Source organism: Enterococcus sp. DIV1368d (genome assembly GCF_050542975.1).
GTDB classification, from domain to species: Bacteria; Bacillota; Bacilli; order Lactobacillales; family Enterococcaceae; genus Enterococcus_D; species Enterococcus_D casseliflavus.
In genome coordinates, this window is sequence record NZ_CP172939.1 from 2316271 (window position 1) to 2336062 (window position 19792).

Annotated in this window: 14 protein-coding genes; 1 reads left to right on the top strand and 13 read right to left on the bottom strand. The window is 35.5% G+C overall.

The genetic code is table 11. The features are described 5' to 3' along the window. Position 1 precedes the first annotated feature (1 nt). From mltG to IGJ44_RS10780, 9 genes are all read right to left on the bottom strand, one after another. Positions 2-1276 (bottom strand): endolytic transglycosylase MltG, encoded by a 1275-nt coding sequence (gene mltG, locus IGJ44_RS10740; protein ID WP_430606578.1) that lies wholly within the window; start codon positions 1274-1276, stop codon positions 2-4. A 153-nt stretch (positions 1277-1429) separates the two neighbouring features. Continuing rightward, positions 1430-3757 (bottom strand): N-acetylmuramoyl-L-alanine amidase, encoded by a 2328-nt coding sequence (locus IGJ44_RS10745; protein ID WP_167827089.1) that lies wholly within the window; start codon positions 3755-3757, stop codon positions 1430-1432. 76 nt (positions 3758-3833) lie between these two features. Further along, entirely contained in the window at positions 3834-5255 is a 1422-nt protein-coding gene (locus IGJ44_RS10750; RefSeq protein ID WP_142968285.1) for a lipopolysaccharide biosynthesis protein, read from the bottom strand. Next, positions 5256-6155 carry a glycosyltransferase gene (locus IGJ44_RS10755; RefSeq protein ID WP_074535125.1) on the bottom strand — a complete coding sequence of 300 codons (900 nt, stop codon included), beginning with the start codon at positions 6153-6155 and terminating at the stop codon, positions 5256-5258. Positions 6156-6171: 16 nt separating this feature from the next. Further along, positions 6172-7170 (bottom strand): glycosyltransferase family 2 protein, encoded by a 999-nt coding sequence (locus tag IGJ44_RS10760; RefSeq protein ID WP_240934887.1) that lies wholly within the window; start codon positions 7168-7170, stop codon positions 6172-6174. Continuing rightward, complete coding sequence (locus IGJ44_RS10765; RefSeq protein WP_167827090.1) at positions 7170-8264, bottom strand: glycosyltransferase; 1095 nt, start codon at positions 8262-8264, stop codon at positions 7170-7172. The genes IGJ44_RS10760 and IGJ44_RS10765 overlap by 1 nt, the downstream gene beginning before the upstream one ends. Further along, positions 8261-8617, bottom strand: coding sequence for a DUF2304 domain-containing protein (locus tag IGJ44_RS10770; protein WP_074535123.1), 357 nt, complete (start codon positions 8615-8617; stop codon positions 8261-8263). The genes IGJ44_RS10765 and IGJ44_RS10770 overlap by 4 nt, the downstream gene beginning before the upstream one ends. Continuing rightward, positions 8617-9342, bottom strand: a complete 726-nt coding sequence (locus tag IGJ44_RS10775) for a glycosyltransferase family 2 protein (protein ID WP_005229540.1) — start codon at positions 9340-9342, stop codon at positions 8617-8619. The genes IGJ44_RS10770 and IGJ44_RS10775 overlap by 1 nt, the downstream gene beginning before the upstream one ends. A gap of 20 nt (positions 9343-9362) precedes the next feature. Next, on the bottom strand, positions 9363-10145 hold the full coding sequence (locus IGJ44_RS10780) for a glycosyltransferase (protein WP_167827091.1): 783 nt from the start codon (positions 10143-10145) through the stop codon (positions 9363-9365). Positions 10146-10386: 241 nt separating this feature from the next. Here IGJ44_RS10780 and IGJ44_RS10785 point away from each other — a divergent pair, with 241 nt between their 5' ends. Next, entirely contained in the window at positions 10387-12192 is a 1806-nt protein-coding gene (locus IGJ44_RS10785; RefSeq protein WP_260456545.1) for an LTA synthase family protein, read from the top strand. A 404-nt stretch (positions 12193-12596) separates the two neighbouring features. Here the strand turns inward: IGJ44_RS10785 and IGJ44_RS10790 are convergent, their stop codons facing one another. Genes IGJ44_RS10790 through IGJ44_RS10805 form a run of 4 tightly spaced genes read right to left on the bottom strand, consistent with a single transcriptional unit; the run spans position 12597 to position 19792 of the window. Then, a complete protein-coding gene (locus IGJ44_RS10790) occupies positions 12597-13850 on the bottom strand; it encodes a glycosyltransferase family 4 protein (protein WP_167827092.1) in 1254 nt (417 codons plus the stop codon). 21 nt (positions 13851-13871) lie between these two features. Further along, a complete protein-coding gene (locus IGJ44_RS10795; RefSeq protein ID WP_240934890.1) occupies positions 13872-15443 on the bottom strand; it encodes a DUF2142 domain-containing protein in 1572 nt (523 codons plus the stop codon). Beyond that, entirely contained in the window at positions 15419-18514 is a 3096-nt protein-coding gene (locus IGJ44_RS10800) for a rhamnan synthesis F family protein (RefSeq protein ID WP_270266962.1), read from the bottom strand. The genes IGJ44_RS10795 and IGJ44_RS10800 overlap by 25 nt, the downstream gene beginning before the upstream one ends. Positions 18515-18550: 36 nt before the next feature. Beyond that, complete coding sequence (locus IGJ44_RS10805) at positions 18551-19792, bottom strand: ABC transporter ATP-binding protein (protein WP_167827094.1); 1242 nt, start codon at positions 19790-19792, stop codon at positions 18551-18553.

Genomic DNA, 19792 nt, shown 5'->3' on the forward strand with positions numbered 1-19792 from the left:
TTTAATTTGAGGTATTGTTTACATATTGTTCCACTAATTGCATATGCTGTTCATAGGTTTCCGCAAAGTAAACTTCTTGGGTTTGAATGTCAGCAACGAAATAATAGTAGTTGTTCGGTGTTGGATCTAAGACCGCTTGGATCGCTGCTTCACTTGGATTGTTGAATGGTCCAGGTCCGTAGCCAGTATGCACATAGAGATTATAAGGAGAGTCAACTTGAGTGTCCTCATAAGTAACTAGCTCTTTGTGCTCACCTAACGCGTATAGAATCGAAATATCCGATTGCAGCGGCATATCAATCGCTAAGCGATTGAAGAATATCTGTGCGATATTTTTACGATCTTCTAGCTTACTACCCTCTTTTTCAACAAGTGAAGCCAAAGTAAGGACTTCTTGAACCGTCATTTCTTTTTGAGCAATTTGATCGAAATATTTCGACAAGACTGAATTTGATTTATCCACCATTTGGGTAACGACTTCTTCTAGGGTATTCCCTGTATAGTAGTCATACGTCGCTGGGAACAAGTATCCTTCTAGTCGGTAACGCACACCTTGCGCATCGCCGGCACTTGCTAAAAGCTCAGGATAGGTTTCTTTCATTTTTTCAAAGAACTCATCGCTTTCCATCAAAGCTAAGAAATCGTCTTTCGAGATATTCGTTGCTTCCGCTAGAGCATCACCGATTTGATCAACATCAAATCCTTCTGGAATCGTCACTTTTGCATCAGAGGTGACCGAGCCTTCGCCATTTTGCAACTGCTCACTTATCGCTTCCAGTGTCATATTTGGTGAAAAATGATATGTTCCTGCTTGAAAGCCCGTCAGATTATTAAATTTTGTGTAATAATTAAAAATCATTCCACTTTTAATAATGTTCTCATCCTCTAAGATTTCACCAATTGCTTTATTCGAAGAACCGCTTGGAATAACAATCGTCACCTTCTCAGTATCATCGGGATCTAATGGCTGCAAACTTGAAGTAACATATCGATAAGCTGAGAAACCTAATATTCCGCCGATTACTAAGAAAACAAGAACAACAATCAACACGATCTTATTAACTATTTTGTCTTCCTTGCTGCGCTGCAATCTGCGTTGGTTTTTTTCAGAAACAGTTTCTTGCAAACTTTCTGAAGAAGCAGAATGATTTTGTTTCTCTTCTATATGTTTACTTTTATTTAGATGATTACTACGAGATCCCACAGAATCGTCATCCAAGAAGCTGTGTTCAGATATCGATTCTTTTTTTGAACTTGATTCTTTTAAAGACTCCATAACTTTCTCTTTAAAAGAATCTTCTGGATGTTGTTTAGACAAAACAACTCCTCCTTAATTTCTTCTTTTTGACTTGTATCATTATACATGAAAACTCATCAGAAAGAAATGACATTCTTTTTTTTACTTAAGCATTCTGCTCATTTAAAACTTTTATAATTTTTCACCGGTCACGTTTTGCACAATGTTTTTTGCGATATTGTCCAAATTGTTTCTTATTCTCGCAACATCTGAAGGATTGGAGATAAAGCCAAGTTCCATTAAGCGATACTCAATCCCTCTAGATCTGAAAATATTTAAATTCAATAAGTCTTGTCTAAAACTCAACCCATTCGAATTAACAAATGAAGGATGCCAGCCGACATAGGTCCGAATGGTATTCGCTAGCCCGATATTAACTGAATTGGATCCCCCTGGTCTCACTATGACGTGCCCCCCAGAAGCTCCGATACCTCCGCTATCTAGATGAAATTCTGTAACTGAAGTGATTGCATTACTTACAAGGTGTGCTCCTTGTCCGTTTCGAGTGTCAGTAAACATATCGCGTGACACATCATAAAAATTAATTCTGCTTTCTTTCAATTGATTGGCATACTTCCGCAAATATGGAAGCAATTCATTTCTTGTAAAGTCTCGCTCATTTGTCCCGCTTCCCACTGCTCCCGGGTCAATCCCTCCGTGTCCCATTACAAATAGAAACTCTTGCATTTCGATATACGGTTTGGTTGTCGATCCTGGTGCCGGTTGATTTTTAGGCACAAGTTTTATTTCGAGAGACTCAACACGTTTTGCTAACGAACTCGTTCCAGCCCGCTGATCATTTCGAGCCCAATCAAGCCAACCATAAGTCTGGGAATGCACTCGATAATAAATATCATAAAGCAATGAGATATTGCCGGTCAGTCGAATTTGGAGTGCTTCGATCCGTTTCGCCTCACCTGTTGTACCGGCTGTACTCCCATTAGATTGATACCCTTGCCAACCATAGGTTTGGACATGCGTACGATATTCTATTCCACCTGTAACTGGTGAGTTTTCTAAACTTAGCTGGATTGCTTCCAGTCGTTTTGCCTGACCAACTGTTCCAATACTCGCTTGGCCCGGATTAATCGTCGTCGACCATCCAAAAGTCTGAACATGTGCACTCAAATGAATACTTGGTGTTTCAATTGTTTCGTAGGAGATAAACGGCATCGTACTATCTCCTGGCGGCGCCGTTCCTTTTTGCACAAGTTGAACTTCAATTGCTTCTACTCTTCGTGAGAGCGCGACACTTCCCGACATTTGATCGTTTTTCGCCCACCCTAACCAGCCAAACGATTGAATGTGAACCCGATAATAGACATCAAATAATTGAGACAAGGTTCCTGTCAAGCGGATCTGAATTGCTTCTATCCGTTTAGCTTCATTTGTTGTACCTGCAATTGCACCATTCGTTTGGTAGGATTGCCAACCATAACTCTGAACATGTGCACGGTATTCGATATCTCCATCATAAATATTATTATCTAAACGAAGCTGAATCGCTTCTAGTCTCTTTGCTTCTCCAATAACACCTCCAGAAACAAGACCGCTCGATTGGGACTCTTGCCATCCGTAAGTTTGAACATGCGAAGATAAATGAAGCGAAGGTTGGGTTACATTGTCAGTTGAAACATAAGGTTTATCAGTGTTCCCGGGTGCTGGACTACCTTTTTCCACTAGCTGAATTTGGATAGATTCTAGTCTTTTAGCAAATCCAGAAGTACCCGCTTCATTCCCGTTTTTCGCCCATCCAAGCCAACCAAACGTTTGTGAATGGACGCGGTAATAAATATCATAGTCCTCCTCTAACTCATCGGTCAAATTAATTTTGACTGCCTCAAGGCGCTTAGCTTCACCAATCGTTCCAGAAAATTCGCCATCTCTTTTTTCGCCTAAATCCCAGCCATAAGTTTGAACATGCGTGGAATAAACGATACTACCTTTCAGTTCTGTGCTGTCTGGATCAATAGCGAGCGACATTCCCTCCAAACGCTTCGCCTGTCCAACTGTACCACCAGTAACATTACTAGCTGGTGGTACTTGTGTTTCCCCATCTGTTTGTATATGTACCATTAGTTTCAAGTTGGGTAAACCTTTTGCGGATTTTAATTCAATATCATCCTCTTCACTGGAAGAAGACGTCGTCTGCTCTGTCGTAGAATCAAACGTACTTGAAGATGATTCTGTTATATCTTGCGTACTTGAGTCACTTACTGAAGTTGAACTTGTACTTTCACTATTTGTTGTAGAAGTACTATCCGACATTTCCGTCGTTTCTGTAGATTCGCTTTGATAATTTGAATCAGTACTGCTGGTTTGCTCATTTGTCAAACTCTCTGAAACGTTACTTGTCATTTCTTGTCCTACAACGTTCGTTTCAGCAAGTCCAATGATTGGACTGAAACTGCTCGCAAGGATTACTAGAACCAGAAAGAAATTAGCCAACCTTTTTTTCATATGAATTACTCACTCCTTTTTAATTAGATGCGATTTTTTATTTGAATACCACAAGATTTTCTTGAGTATAGCAAATCTAAAAGACAGATTTTATTTTTTTAACTTCCCCTGTAATTAACAAACATGAAACCAATAGAATTAACCATAAAATACCTTTGATTACCAGTAAGACGAAATAGTTCGTGTCGATCGTGATGAAATGATCGAACAAAAAGAGAGCAGCTGCTAAAACGACACTGATACATACTGGGCTGATCAGCTGCTTCAAAACATCTGAAAGTTTTCCTTCTAAGACTTTTGTCATTAAAATCCAGTAGGAGGTGAAAAAATTTAAGATATACGCTGCACAAACAAAGGCAGCCACATAAGTTATCTTCGAGAAATTGATTCCAACCAATGTTAAACTAAGAATCAAAAAAGTTGAAATCATTCCCGTTTTCAATAATGTTTTTGAATGGTTTCTTGCCATAAATATGCTTCCAGTTGCAGAAGTAAGCATCTGCGCCCATATACTAAATGCCAATATTGAAAAAGGAACGACAGCGGCATACCAGCGAGAACCAAAGAGAAATAGGATAATTTCCTCAGCATTCATTACCATAAAAATAGTTAATGGAAATGCGATTAATCCTAGGACATGGACAATTTTTAAAAACGTTTCTCGTATCAACTTCACATCATCTTGATGATGTGACAAAACAGGTTGCAGAACTGGGGAAATAATACCTAAAAATACCGTATTGGGCATAGTAATCATTTGATAACTCTTTTGATAATTTGCTAAGGGCACGGGACCTAAAAATCGTCCAATTAGTAAATTATCTGAATTACGGGAAAAATAATTTAATATTGTAAAACCTAATTGGTTTTTTGCGAATGACCATAGTACTTTAAAAGGTTGCGGGTCTAAACTTTTTGTGTACTTGATCTTAACTACAGCAAAATTAGCAAACAGCGTAGCAATTGCAGGAATAGCGGCACTTAAAATCAATGCATAAACGCCAAAGCCAGCAAAAGCTGAGGCAATACCAAAGATTGCACCAAAAAGATTACAGAACAAGAGCCTCAAATTAAGGGTTCGAAATCTCAATTCTTTATTTAAAATTGCCGTTGGTACAACGTTCATTCCTTCTGAGAATACAATGATCGACATAAACCAAAATAGCGATTTATAGATAGAATTATTATAGATAATCGCAACAAAATGGCCGAACAACCCAAAACCGACAGCTAACAGAAACGCAAACAGAACTGTATAGTTAAAAACAATGCCATAATCTTCTTCCTTCATCTCTTTGTTCTGAATGATCGCCGGACCTAGGCCAGCTGTCACAAACATTTGGAAAAATACTAGGAAAACTTGAACATTCGCTACCACCCCAAATTCTTCAACTGGTATTAATCTTGACAGTACAACGTTTATCAGCAATTGGATCAAAACATTGCTGTACTGTCCGATTGCTGTAAAAATCATACCTGATCTAAAAGCATTTCTCATCTAGATACTCATCCTTCTCTTTAAGTCTTCATTTGATAACGAAAACAATCCGCTCATTAATGATAAGTTCTTTTTTGAATATCTTAACTTAAAAAGATATGATTTCTTCAGATTGTCATTATATAATAGGTCACTCGAAGCATCTTCTTTGTGGTAAATACTCAACGCTGGTATATACAGTTGTTTGTATCCAAGTCGCTGACAAAGGATTGCCAAAAAATCTTCTTCAAAATAAAGAAATGTTTCCGGGTAAAAGCCAACATAGTTTCTCAAATAATTTTCGGTAAAAAAGATTGCTGCACCATGAAGTGTCTTCTCGTAAGGATCTAGTATTTCCTGGGGCTCTTCCGAAAAAGAAGCTGATTGATTCGTGCTGTTCTGATCTGGCATCAATTTTTTGAGGTGTTGATAGATATTTAATTTCAATGAACTTTCCAACAAAAATAACTTCAATCTAGGGAGAATCAAATCCGTTTTCTTTTTTAGGTTGACATTTAACGTATTTTGGTTCTTTCCGTCTCTGGTGATAATTTTTGTTCCAATCATTCCAATATCCTCGTTGTATGATATTGAAGCTAATCTTTCTAAATAAGTTCTATCTTCAAGGAGAGTGTCACCATTAATAACCAGGACCCTTTCAATTCCTTTCTTTCTAAAAATTGATAGACCAAAATTATTTCCTCTTGCAAAGCCAAGATTTTCTTTCGTCTGTACAACGGTTACCTGTTCTGAATCTTCATAGTTATCTGATAAACGTTTGAAGGAATCATTCGGAGAATCATTATCTACGATTAGGATATCTATCTCTTTAAAGGTTTGATTCATTAAAGATTCCACACACTCAATTGTATCTTGAAAAGCTAAATAATTCAGAATTAAGATTCCTATTGTTTTCTTCATTTCACTGATCCTACTTCTATATGATTTTTTTTATTATTCTTGCCAAAATACTTTTTTTCCCATTCTCTTTATTCTTATAAATCATACTTACTGCAGTGAGAAAGACTTTATAAAGAAAATAGTTTTTATAGAGAATCTGTCTTACGGCATTCTCTTTTGCATATTCTTGATTCATCGAAAATATTTCTCTAATCAACTGATTAGAAAGAGGGGTTTTATCCTGGATACATTTTACTGCAATAAAATCATTCAGATTCAGTGCTTTTTGATAAAAGTGCCCTAATGCTTCAGGATGTTTCTCTTTAAAAAAGTTCTCAGTTAACCTGTTTTTCTTTAACACATCAAAATTCTTCTTGCTTATCTTACTCGTTAAAGTTGAATTTTCTGTTGTTCGGTAATAATAGCTTTTACTATCAACCAATGCAATCTTCGTTATCCTGTCAATCAATTCATAGAAAAACAACCCATCCTCATAAATGATTCCTTCAATGAATGAAAGGTCTTTGAAAAGTTCCACGTTATACAGTTTTACTGTTGGAGAAACTGCTGGAAAATCAGAATCGTACAATTCGTCAATTAGTCTTAAAAATGTCCCTTCAACAATTTTAGGAGGATTGACCACAGCAAAGTTCAACTCGGTTTCTTCTTTGGTAAACTTGCACATAGCAACTTGAACATCACATGTTTTAATCGCATGCATCAATTCTTCACAATAAATCGGCGTAACAAAATCATCGCAGTCAATGAAAGCAATAAATTTGCCACTGGCATACGAAATTCCTGCGTTTCTAGCGCTTGATTGGCCACCGTTACTCTTACTGACTAATCGAATAACTCTGGATGTGTTTTTCTTTATGACTTCATTAACTACCTCTATTGAATCGTCTGTTGAGCCATCATCAACAACGATGATCTCTATGTTTTTATAGGTTTGATTCATAAGACTAGTGAGACATTCACCTATATATTTCTCTCCGTTATACATTGGAATTATTATACTGATTTTCTCATCCATTATTTTGTACTCCTCAAATAGTCAATTACAGGCTTAAAGGTTTTTTCAAAAGTAAAATGACTAACACCATATTGAAAAATAGCTGCGCTTAATTCCTTTTTTGAAGAATTTTCAAGCATCGAATCGTACCACTCAATTAAGCTTGGAATATCGATTGGTGTATCATCGCTCGGTACACGATAATAAAACGGAAGATCACAATTATCCAAATCAGTTTTCACTCCAGAAACAATCGGTAACCCTTTCGCCAAATACTCTTTTCCTTTTAAACTACTATTATAAGTCACTCCAGATCGATGACGGGCTAAAGAGTCAATCCCAATATCTGCATTCTGATAAAACTGATCCAATTGAGAAAATTCTACTCTGCCTAATAACTTCACTTTTTCTTCTAAGTGGTAATCAGAGACCAGCTTTTTATAGTCCTTTAAGACAGGACCATCCCCGACTAAAGTGAACATGACGTTTCTCTTAGCATCAGATGAATTATAGTATTCGTGCAGTCCCTGAATGACGCGATCATATCCATGGTAGAAACAAAGTGCTGCGACCCCTAGTAATCGGATTGCACCATCTCCCTCATTACTGCCTTCAATCGGACTAGCAAAGTCGTATGCATTCGAAAGATTGATACATGGTACATCAAAAATTCTTTCATCATCCGAAAAAGTCAGAACTCGATCAACGTAGTGTTTTAAATATGGTGTCCAGAGATGTTCTTTGGCTTGAATGTCCCATTTTACAATTCCTTTAAATTCATTCATATAAGGATATGTTGGAATTTCTAATAGGACAATAATTGATGGATTCATTCTCTTGATTTTTTTTAATAAATCGATAACACTTTTATCAAAAACCGCACTTTTTCTAATGTAAACGAAGTCGTACTCTTGCCAATTTATTTTCTCTTTTAAAAAAAACTGTCTTGAAAAAAAAGGAACTAGGTTTACAAACAAATGACCTATATTCCTTTTTGGGTTTATTAAGGGTTTCATGGAAAAACCATTTTTTTCAAACTCTTCAATTTGCCGACTGATCTTCTTTTGAATTCCACCAGCATGCGTTAAATCTTGGGAAAAATAAATACCCTTCATTTTTCTCCTTCTTTCATTTCTCTAATTTCCTTTTTCAAAAAAGATAACTCTTGTGTTAAAGTTTTGACTTGTCTTTGCGTATTTATCAATGCAATACTAGTTGTTAAAGTGATAAACAATAAAAAGGCAGTTAAACTATATAATGCTAAAGAAGTGAGTGTACTGATCCCTAGAAAGTGGGCAATCGTCGTCCCTACTTTGGGAAATAATGCACCGATCAACATTATTATTCCCAGTAAAAGCCATTTGTTCATTTGACGTACTTCTGCATGATCTTTACGAATCAAATAAACAGTTAAGACAAAAAAACCTAATGCTAAAAAAATAGCAATAATTTGTAATTGAACAGGCATTAGGATTCCTCCTTTTTGATCAAAGATGCAATCAGAATAGCCAAAGAGACATTAACCATATACGCTGCCGAGTCGAAAAAATGAATACTCGAGCGACCAGTCGTTCTTTCGAACATGTTTACCCCAATCTCTTTCACCCGGATGTTTTTGGCTACTAAATGCATGTAGCTTTCAGGTTCCGGATACTGGCTCGGATATCGATGGGCAAATTGTCTGATTACTTGCCGGTTTCCTGCTCTGAAACCACTCGTTACATCTTTGACGCGCATTTTTGTCAGAAGGTAAATAAGTCCTGAAAGAAGCTTGATTCCTAATTGTCTTGCACCAGTAGATTTAAACGTCGACGTGCTGTCTTCTACAAATCTGGATCCGACGGTAAAATCAGCCTGATTATTGATAATCGGTTCAACCAACTGACTTAAACTTTCAATATCGTGCTGACCATCGCCATCATATTGAATTGCGATATCATAATCGTGTTCTAATGCATACAGATATCCCGTCTGCACAGCTCCTCCAATACCTAAATTGTTCACCAACTCGACATGATGAATATTGTTTTCTAATAATACCGCTTCCTCATTGTCTGTAGACCCATCATTGATAACAAGATAATCTAAATTATATGGTGTTTTTTTTCTATACTCGAGTACCTTGTCGATTACTTGGACAATACCTTCTGCTTCATTATATGCTGGAATAATCAGTAAAATTCTTGGATTCACGATTTACACCCTAACTTTTCTTATAATTGATTGCTTTTTTGATTTTTCACGTAAAATTTCATGAGAAAAGAAGCAATGGTTTTCCCCCAATAACGTTTGTACATTTCCAATTCTTCTGCTTCTCTCGTTTTATCCAGGGTTGTTGCAGTTGTTTCAGATTCTTCGTGAATTCTATGATACATTGCATTTTTTGAGATGTAACAAATGTTTTCCGGCCGCTTCATGATTCGTTCCCATGCATCCCAATCTACTGCCATTCGCATCTGTTCATTAAATTTGAAGTCATTGAGCACCCGCAAATTATATGAAACAGCTGGACAACAAATAAAGTTCCCAAACGCATATATTCGCCTTTGATACCACTTTGATTGTAATAACCCCATTGTTTTTAAACCGAACGTTTTAATTTTAAGATTTATTGATCTTTTTCTAATTTGACTTTCTTGATCGATTTCCTTATAATCCGTAAACACAATACTTGTTTGATTATTATTTTCGAACGCATCAATGACGCTTTCACCATACTCTTTTAAATAGATGTCGTCTTGATGAACGATCGTCGCATATGGCGTATCAACAAAAGACAATGCATTGTTCCAATCTCGTCCGATACTTCCGCCTGAACTAGTAAACATAGGTATCTCATAAGAGTTGGCAATCTCTGTTATATAAGTATTTGGTGTACTTGTGTACAAAATCAGCTTGGACTTTCCTTTTTTCATACTTGTCTGATTTAAACAAGAAAGTATACATTCTTCTAAAAAAGAAGACTCTTTATAAGCGCAAATAACAAATGTATGCATGAATATCCCTTTCCATGAATTGTTAAGAGTTTTAAATATCCAATTCTAAAAAATTATACTCGACTTTTTAGTAATTCTCAACAAAAATTAAAATCCCGAAAAAAACTTAAAGAAGACAAACTCTCATTAATTGGCAAAAAATGAAAAAAAATAAGGATTCCACGCCTTTTTTTAAGTTTTTCTTTTGGAGACTTGTTATTATTCTAGTATACTATATATAATATGTATTTGGAGGTACAGGATGCTTTTTTCAATCTTACTTTTTATTCTCATACTCTTTTTAACAGCAAATAGAAGCTTTTATCGGCGAATTTCGCTTTCTCTATTTTGTGCCGTTTCTCATCTCTCATTCACGGCATTTATTGCACGATCACTCGGCTTAACTGAATTAAGAAAAAATCTCTTATCTTTTAGTTTCCTTTCAACCAAGTCCGCTGTCACTGGTGTAAGTATCCTTGTTTTTCTTTTTCTCTTATCAACGGTACTGATTATCAAAAAAACAGGTCTGATTGACAGAATATTTCAATCCTTGACCTGGCGTCTTCAACTTTCTTTTTTTATTTTTTCATTACTAGTATTCATTGGAGCACTTGCGGGAAACAGTGCCGTTTGGACGAAAAATTTTTTTGGTAATGTAGGCATTAGTGAAATTCTATACACGTTGTCTCAACCCTTGACAGGAACAGATGCGGGCCAAATTTATACGTTCATTTTGGGTCCTTTATTAAATTCTATTATTCTCACACTTAGTTTTCTAGTAATCCTATACTTGCTACTCTATGCTCTATCTTACAAAAAGTTTCAGAAAATTAAGTTAACCAAAAAGACGAGTTTCTTTTTTTCCTTCATTAGTGTAAGCCTCACTATATACGGTTTTTTCTTTGGTATACAAACATTGGGCTATGCAGAACTAAAAGCATATTTTTTTGAAAAATCAACGATTTACGAAGATTTTTATGTGGACCCGAATGATGTTGCGCTTACCTTTCCAGACCAAAAAAGAAACCTTATCTATATTTACGTCGAATCATTAGAATCAACGTACTTATCCATTGACCTTGGCGGAATGCAAGAAGTCAATCTATTACCAAATCTCACAGAATCAGCTTATGCAGATGGACTAAATTTTTCGCACCAAAGTACTTTCGGCGGTGCTCGTCAAGTTCCTGGTGTTGGTTTTACAGTAGGAGGAATGGTTGCCCAAAGTTCTGGGGTTCCTCTGAGAGTCTCTGGTGGCTATAACGAAAATGAATATGGCAATACTTCATCTTTTATGCCTGGTGTCACCACAATCGGTACCATTTTAGATCAAGAAGGATACAATCAAACACTGTTAATCGGTTCCGATGCAAGCTTTGGCGGCAGAGATAAATTTTACTCTCAACATGGAAATTACCAAATAAAAGATTATCAATATGCCATCGACAATCAATGGATACCGTCTGACTATAAAGTCTGGTGGGGATATGAGGATGAGAAACTTTTTGAGTTTGCTAAAAACATACTTATAGAAGATTCTCAGTCAGAAGAGCCCTTTAATTTAACGCTTCTAACAGCTGATATGCACTTCCCAGATGGTTTGATGACCGAAAATACACCTAAACTTTTTGAACAGCAATATAGTAATGTCATCCACTATTCAGATTATATGTTAGGTAATTTTATACGATGGGTTCAGCAACAATCTTTTTATGATAATACTACTATCGTAATTGCCGGTGACCACCTAAGCATGGATCCCTCTTTTTTTAATGGTATCCCTGAAGACTATGAGCGAACTGTCTTCAATCTCTTTATTAACTCACCAATAACAACCTTGAATAATACCAATCGTTCTTTCAGTACATTGGATTTGTTTCCGACCACTTTATCTGCATTAGGTGTTTCCATTGAGGGAAATCGATTAGGTTTAGGAACAAATCTATTTTCAGAAGAAATGACTCTAATGGAAAAATTAGGGTTTGATGAATTCTCTAATGAACTTAGTAAGACATCAAGCTTTTACAATCAGCAGATTATGCAAGGATCAGACCTTGAAGTTAAATAATAAATTGCTAAATCACACCAATCACTACTAAAAGACTGGTTACTATATAATTGAATATACTAACCAGTCTTTTAGTAGTGTCAGTAAAAACTCAATTATTTTTTACTGACACTATTTGATATGGTCGAGGAAACAACTTAACAATAAATATATCGTAAAATCTGATCATTTTGTTTATGATAGCATTAAATCTCTGACATATTCACCTATCAAGCTATTTTTATTGCTAATAGAATTAAACAACTATTTTAATGCCTTGTTTGTATTTTTTGCTTTAATACTCGATCCCTACTATTTCTAGGGGTAAGCGGTCCGTGAAATAGTAAACTTTTAACTGAAAAAATAAAAAAGACAAGGTTGCAATTGTTGCCGGCCTTGTCTTTTTACTTAGAATCATTTGAACTTTATTTAAAGCTTTTGCTTATTTTATACTTAACTCTTTGCAGGAAACTTCTCGTTTGATACTCAAATTGCGCCAGTTTGCTCTTTTTTTCATTTAAGGTCAATAAAGATTTTATATGGCGAATCGCTTTTGGCGAAGCAGTTACGGAATCGATCGCTTCGATTAAGTCTTGATAAACATAATAAATCTGGTACTTTTCTTTTGCTTCAACGGAGAAATTGACTGTTTCGCTTTTGAAGTCATCGAAGTTATCTAATCGAACGCGGATCATTTCTACTAATTTATCTATATCACCTAATGGATAGACACAACCGTGATTAAAGAAATCATATGCTGACATGTGCCCTGGATTATTGGATATAATAACTGGTACACCGTTTAAAAGAGCCTCAACATAAACTAAACCGAATGTTTCCATTGCTGAAGAAAAAACGCATATATCTTTCGATGTCACGTGCTCCCATGGATTGTCTACATTTCCTAGAAAAGTAATATTTTTTAAACGATTTTTTTTGATATAATCGAGACATTTTTCTTTATACTCATCATCCCATGCACCAATAAAAACCAACTCAATATCGTCCCTGTTCAACTGATGATATGCTTTAATTAGTTCTAATTGATTTTTTCTCGGGTTGATACGTCCTACTGAAACGATTCTTTGAACATCTCCCTTTTTAAGGGAAACTTGTTCTAACTCTGTGTAGGGAGCGAATGATTTAATTTTTTTTCTTGTGAACAGCTCTTGCAAATTATTGCTCAACTCGCCTCTAACAGCAAAAATCTCATCAGAAAATTCTTCTATAAACTCAATTTTATCCTTGTAGTAAGCAAATTCGCCGGAAGGAAATTCATGAATTAACCAGATATGAGAAACGTCTTGAACAGCCGCCGCCATCGCACCTTGGAACATGTTTGCTGTATTTGTGATTACCAACTCAATATCAAACTCGTCTATCTTTTTTGCAATGAGATCGATAGTATTTCTAAAAGATGCCGCTCGTTGTTCTTCACTTCCAAATAACATTCCTGGTGCATCCTCCCACCACCACCGTTGATTTGAAACTAAAAAACATTTGATCCCATTACTTTCAAAAATTCGCGAGTAGTCATTTACTTCGACGTCTCCACTAACCGGTGCAATATTTACTACTTCATATCCTTGCTCAACTAGATATTTCATTAAATTAAATATTGAAATTTCTGCCCCGTTGTCCATTGTGCCAGTTGGTGAAAGGAATAATATTTTTTTCATTAAAATCTCCTTTTCTTATTCTTATAAATAGCCATACAGTGCGACACAAGAATTAAAAAATGTAATGACATAGATTGTTTTAACGCAAAAGCTAGTAATTTTATTTGAATCCAAATGACTCATTACCTTTTCACTTTCAAAGCCTACTTTATTAAGAATAGGCCCTAGAAATAACGGCAGGAATGCGAGTAAATAAAAATGATACCTGCCTTGTACACCTGGGACTCTTAAATCACCAATTGCAAATACTCGTGGATCACCTGTTATTGCCAAGATTGTTCCTGAAATAATCACAAAAAAAGTAGCCAAAGTAAGCACACGTGTCTTCTTAGGGATAGTGATTTTAATAAGCATAGCAGAAAGAGTAATCATCAAAGTATAGTTTATCAAATTGATGAACCCCGCGGCTTCACTAGCCATAAAGTATGGCATTGGATTCTTCAGAAAATAACCGATAGAAGCAATTACATCCGAATATGATCGTAAAAACAAAGTAATTGTGTATCCAATATTACTGATTAAATACGAAAGAACATCTTCATTTTCATCCACTGCGACAGTATTAGCTGCAGGAACATCCTCGAATATATGGAAAATCGCACCGTTCATCAACCATAAAAAGCCTAATGAAAAACTTAGAAGTACTGCAAAAACCGTAATTTTTTTTGTTTTCCTCGTATCAAAATATTTTGTAGGCACAAATAAAGGCAGTGCAGCCAACAGAATCACTGGTGCCTTACAAAAAACCAGCCCAAGGCAAGTAAGCATATAAAGTATGATTTTTCGAAAATTAACTTCGCGTTCACCAACAAAAAAATTGGTGAATTGAGCCAATATCAATAGTACTAGACCATAATAAAGATTATCGTAGGTAAAACCAGATGAGATCCATACGGCAAATGGGGTCGTAGCTGCAACGAAAAGCGCTAATTTATAAACTTTGCTTACCTTTATAGCCCAAAAAGCCAACAATGCATAAAACAGAACATTAAAAATTCTCCCTAAATAATAGTGAACAGATACTCTTTGCGAGAATAATCGTCCAATGGATATGCCTATAGCACTTGGTATATAAGCGGGATTATTAAACCCGCTTTTTTCAAGCCAGTCTTCATTATAGGTAGAGGGAATAGATTCAATTTCAAGGAATTCTTTGTGGTAAAGATTAGTATTCAGTTCATTTCCATACTCGGGTTTACTAGGTAATTTGGTAATAGCTAAGAAATCTGGGGATATGGCAAGAAAATTTCTTTCATCTGTTTGATTTCTGACTTTTCCATCTGCTACTTCTAATGCGTGGTAATAATGCGTATTCTCGTCATAGTTTTGTCGAATTGGTAGAATCAGTGCATTTAATGTACCAGCAATAAAGATTAAGACAAACGCATTTCTGGCGATTTTCGTTTCATCACTTATTCTTGAAACTATCAGTAAGAGTATAGCAGCCGCTAAGGCCAAAACAATATACAGTTTAGGCCAAGTTAATTCTATATATTGTAAGAAAAACTGAGCAGTCAAAAGAATGAATAGAAAAAGAATAAGCAGCTTGTAATTCTTTTTTAGTTCAATTAGATTGTTTTTAATAAATAGCATTGATGGATACTCCTTAAAAAAGCACTTAGTTCATCTTCATGCTCTGATGTTGTACAATTTTCAATTACGTAATTATAAGCATTCTCACCGATAGTTTCTCTAAAAGTCTTATCGTTTATCACTTTTTCTAATTGGTTGAACCACTCATTATCTTTGACGAGTATGCCGTTTCTGTTGTGCGTTACCATCTCTTTAAAAGCGCCAATTTCACTTGCTAATGTAGGTATTTTCACTAAAGCAGCCTCCATCCATTTGATTTCAGACTTTGCCTCATTAAAAATCGAATGTACCAGCGGTGCTAAATTAATGTCCACTTGGCAAATCAGTTTCGGCAATTCTTTCCAATCAACAAATGGATGAATGACCAGTTGCGATTCTACCCTTTCCATTTCTTTCGGGACATCTAAATGCCCAACTAAATGCAATTCCACTTGCGGAAAAGTTTCTAAGATTTCTAGAATAGCAGGCTTAATCAATTCGAAATTCTCATTATGGGTGATTGATCCCGAAAAGTACCCGATTTTCACCTTTGTACTATCTTCCATCTTATTTTCAACTGCATCATGACTGATCGCCACCAACTCTTGGTTCGCAAGATTTCGATTAAGCAGTACGTTCTGGTGATAATTCAGAAGTTCCTCTTTTAAGACACCTGTGGAAGCTATTGCTCCATCACACATAAGCATCATTTTTTTGTAACTGATAACGCCACTATCGTAATTGTTTTTTTCAACTTTTGTAAGATTTTGGACGTACGTCAACTGATCCGTGTACTTGGTATCGATCACTAAATCATCAATATCATACAACACAGGTTTATGGTACTTTCTTGCTAAACGAATCAGTTCTGCTAATCGCTCATCATATGGTGCACGGTAAATAATGATATGACTTGCGTGTTCAGCTAATCCCATCTGAAATGTAGAAAGATTAACATGCCAGACATCAAAGCCTAGGTTTTTTAACTGTTCAATCTTATTTTGTACACGGTATTTTGTTAACTGCGGAATTGCATTTTCGACACCATCTATTATGAGAATATGTTCTTTGTGCTTTTTATTTTTGATATCCTCCATGATTTGATCGATCACAGCACCTGGATACTCCGTTTCATTTCTAATATATTCAATTAATTCAGGAACTTCTGTTTTCCTCTGAAGTCCTTGCCAAGCAAATTTCTCGTCTGTATCGTTTGCAAAAGCTGTGTATTTAACGATAGGTACACCCTCTCGAACCATTTGAAGGGGATGGATATACATTGGACTATCCGTATTCTTTTCGGTTAAAGCCCCGTGTTTAAAGCCCAAATCGCTGAAATGTTTTGTAAAAACCGTTTCATGCTTTCCGATTGCTTTTTCTCTTGAGTTTGTATCTCCAAGATTTTTCCAATAGTCATAAAATGATGGATCGTGGAACATTGATTTCTCAATTACTAAAAAATAGGACTGTAAATGAATAGGGATATATCCATACTTGTTATACTTGGTAAAATCAGGTTGTTCTTCTCCATAAGAAATTCCCCAGAAATCAAGTTTTTTAGCTGCCATTTTATTAAATGCTTCTGTTAAATCTGAGACTGGACCAACATTCGTATCATTCACCAATAACAATTCATCATACTTACTTAATTCCTTTTCGCCAAGAAAATCGATACCGTGTTTAAAGGCTGCCGTATCATATCCATCATTAGATCTAAGAACGACCTCCCCAAACTTACGAAGCTTTTCTAAGTCAGACTCCGGTAATTTACCATTCACTACGATTAATACTTTTTCTGAAAAATCTGCTAAAGAGGAAAGAAAAATGAGTTTATACTCTTGCAACTGGGATTGGCTTTCATAGATAACATATACCAATACTCTTTTTGGATTTTGATAAACATTTTTTTTGCGTGTTGCTTTTCGTTTGCTAGATAAAACTAAAAATTGCAAATTAGGGATTTTTCTGAGTTTAACCAATAACTTTTGTTTTGCTTTATCAACAAGTACTAATCCTTTACTAGGATTCCTTAAAAATCTTAGTCCATAACTAAAAGGCTTCACAATAAGTTTACCAACCCTGTATGACTTAGATGACATCAACGCTTGTTTATCGTTTTCCAGCAACTGAATTAATTGCGCCATAGATAAATTCTGATTTTGCAAGTCATTTTTTTCAAGATTTTCTTCAAGTAGTCGCTGATCTATCGCCTGTTTTTCATTGTTTAAGTCTTCCACAGATACTTTTAATTCATTAACTTCTGCAAGCAATAATTCATTATCTTTGTTTTGTTGTTTTATATAATTAGTCAAATCTGCAAGATGATTGATTAAATCTTCGTTTCGGTCTTCCAGTTGCATGATATTATTCTTAATTGCTGAAAGAACCAGTTGTGGATATTGTTCCTGATGCTTGCTCAGGAGATAAAGATAAATCTCATAATAAAATTTTTCGGTCCCATGCTGCCCTTTCCTTGATATTGATTCTTGTAGCACTCGATAATTTAATTTTGTGGAAGAACATTTAACAGCTTTCGCATGGTTGGTAAGAATCAGTCGCATAAAAAAGTCATAGTCGACTAATTTTTTTCTGTTTAACGCTAAATCATATGTTAGCTGACCAACAATTTCTTTTCTTATCAACGAGCAATTATCAATAAAGTTACTAGAAAGAAACTCTTCCAATTGGAATGGTTTGGCTTCCATAAACAGCTCACCTGTTTCAACATTTACAAGATCAGTATATACAATATCTGCTTCTTCTTTTTCGGCAGTTTCAACTAGCTTTTCAATATATTGATTATCTAGATAATTATCACTGTCGACAAATAATAGGTATTTTCCGACAGCTCGCTCGAGTCCTTTATTTCGTGTCACACAAACGCCTCGGTTTTCTTGAACCAAATACTCATGTTTTAGCGAAACATGTGATAAATAATCTCTAATAATCTGATCTGAATTATCTGTCGATCCATCATTGATAATCACTAATTCTAAATGTTTATAGGTTTGGGAAGATACACTTTCCAGACACTGACCAACATATTTTTCATGATTATAACAAGTTATAATCACAGAAACTAATGGTTCCAATACGACTCACCTTTTTCTATAAGTAGATTTTTCTGATCACTTAAGCTTCTGCCAGCTTCCATTGCTTGTCAAAATACCGCTTGAGGCGATCCGCTCGCTTTTTGATCGATTTTTTCTTGGGGAAACGATTATTACGGGTGAATTTTCTTGATCTGAAAAAGCAAATGGTTCGTCCGCGGCGTTTCGAATTGATACGCCTAACCTTAATTTGCATTCATTGATATGATTTAACTCGCAAGCATATTTAAAAGTCTTTTTACCGATACCTTTTGTCATTTCATCATATGAATTGTCGTTGTACATCCAAATGTTGCGATCGATATCTGTCATTGAAAAAGCAATATACGTCTCCATATCTTTTAACACTTCATAAGAAATCAAAAACTCTACTCGTCGATTCTCATCGGTAAGCATTTCATCAGATAATAAATCTACTGTAAAGTTTCGAATTGTTTCCTCTTCTTTACTTTTTGTTTCAACTTCTTGTGGTTCTTCTAAAACCTCTTCCTTTTCAATAACGGTGGAGGTCCCCGTCTGTGTAACATTGTCTAAAGAATATTGATTTGCTACATCATCTGGGGTCCCGATGATTTTTACTTCCCCTTTATCGATCATCAGTGCTTTATTACAGTATTTACGAACAGATTCCATTGAGTGAGTCACGAGGATAATGGTCTTGTTCTCATCTTTGGCCTTCATGAAATAGTCATTGCATTTTCTTTGGAACGCTTCATCCCCGACAGCCAATACTTCATCTAAGACTAAAATATCGCTTTTCGCTTGAATCGCTACAGAAAACGCAAGCCGAACCTGCATACCGCTTGAATAATTCTTTAATTTTTGATTCATAAATTCAGTTAATTCCGCAAACTCAACGATATCGGAATACATTCCATCCACTTCTTTTTCGGAAAAACCAAGCATAGCGCCATTCAAATAGACATTCTCTCTCCCAGTTAATTCTGGATTGAATCCAACGCCTAACTCGATGAAAGAAACCAATTTTCCGTTCACTTCTACAGACCCTTTTTCAGGTGTATAAATTTGGGAGATAATTTTTAATAAGGTTGATTTTCCACTCCCATTTCTTCCGACAATTCCAAAGAAATCTCCTTTATTCACTTCAAAAGAAATATCTCTTAGGACTTTTTGCTCATTGTATCCTTTGATTCCTTTAAAATAATTAACGATCGTTCTTTTTAAACTCGTTGTACTTTCTGTAGGAAGACGAAACGATTTTCCTATATGATCAACTTTCACTGCTATTTCATTATTCAT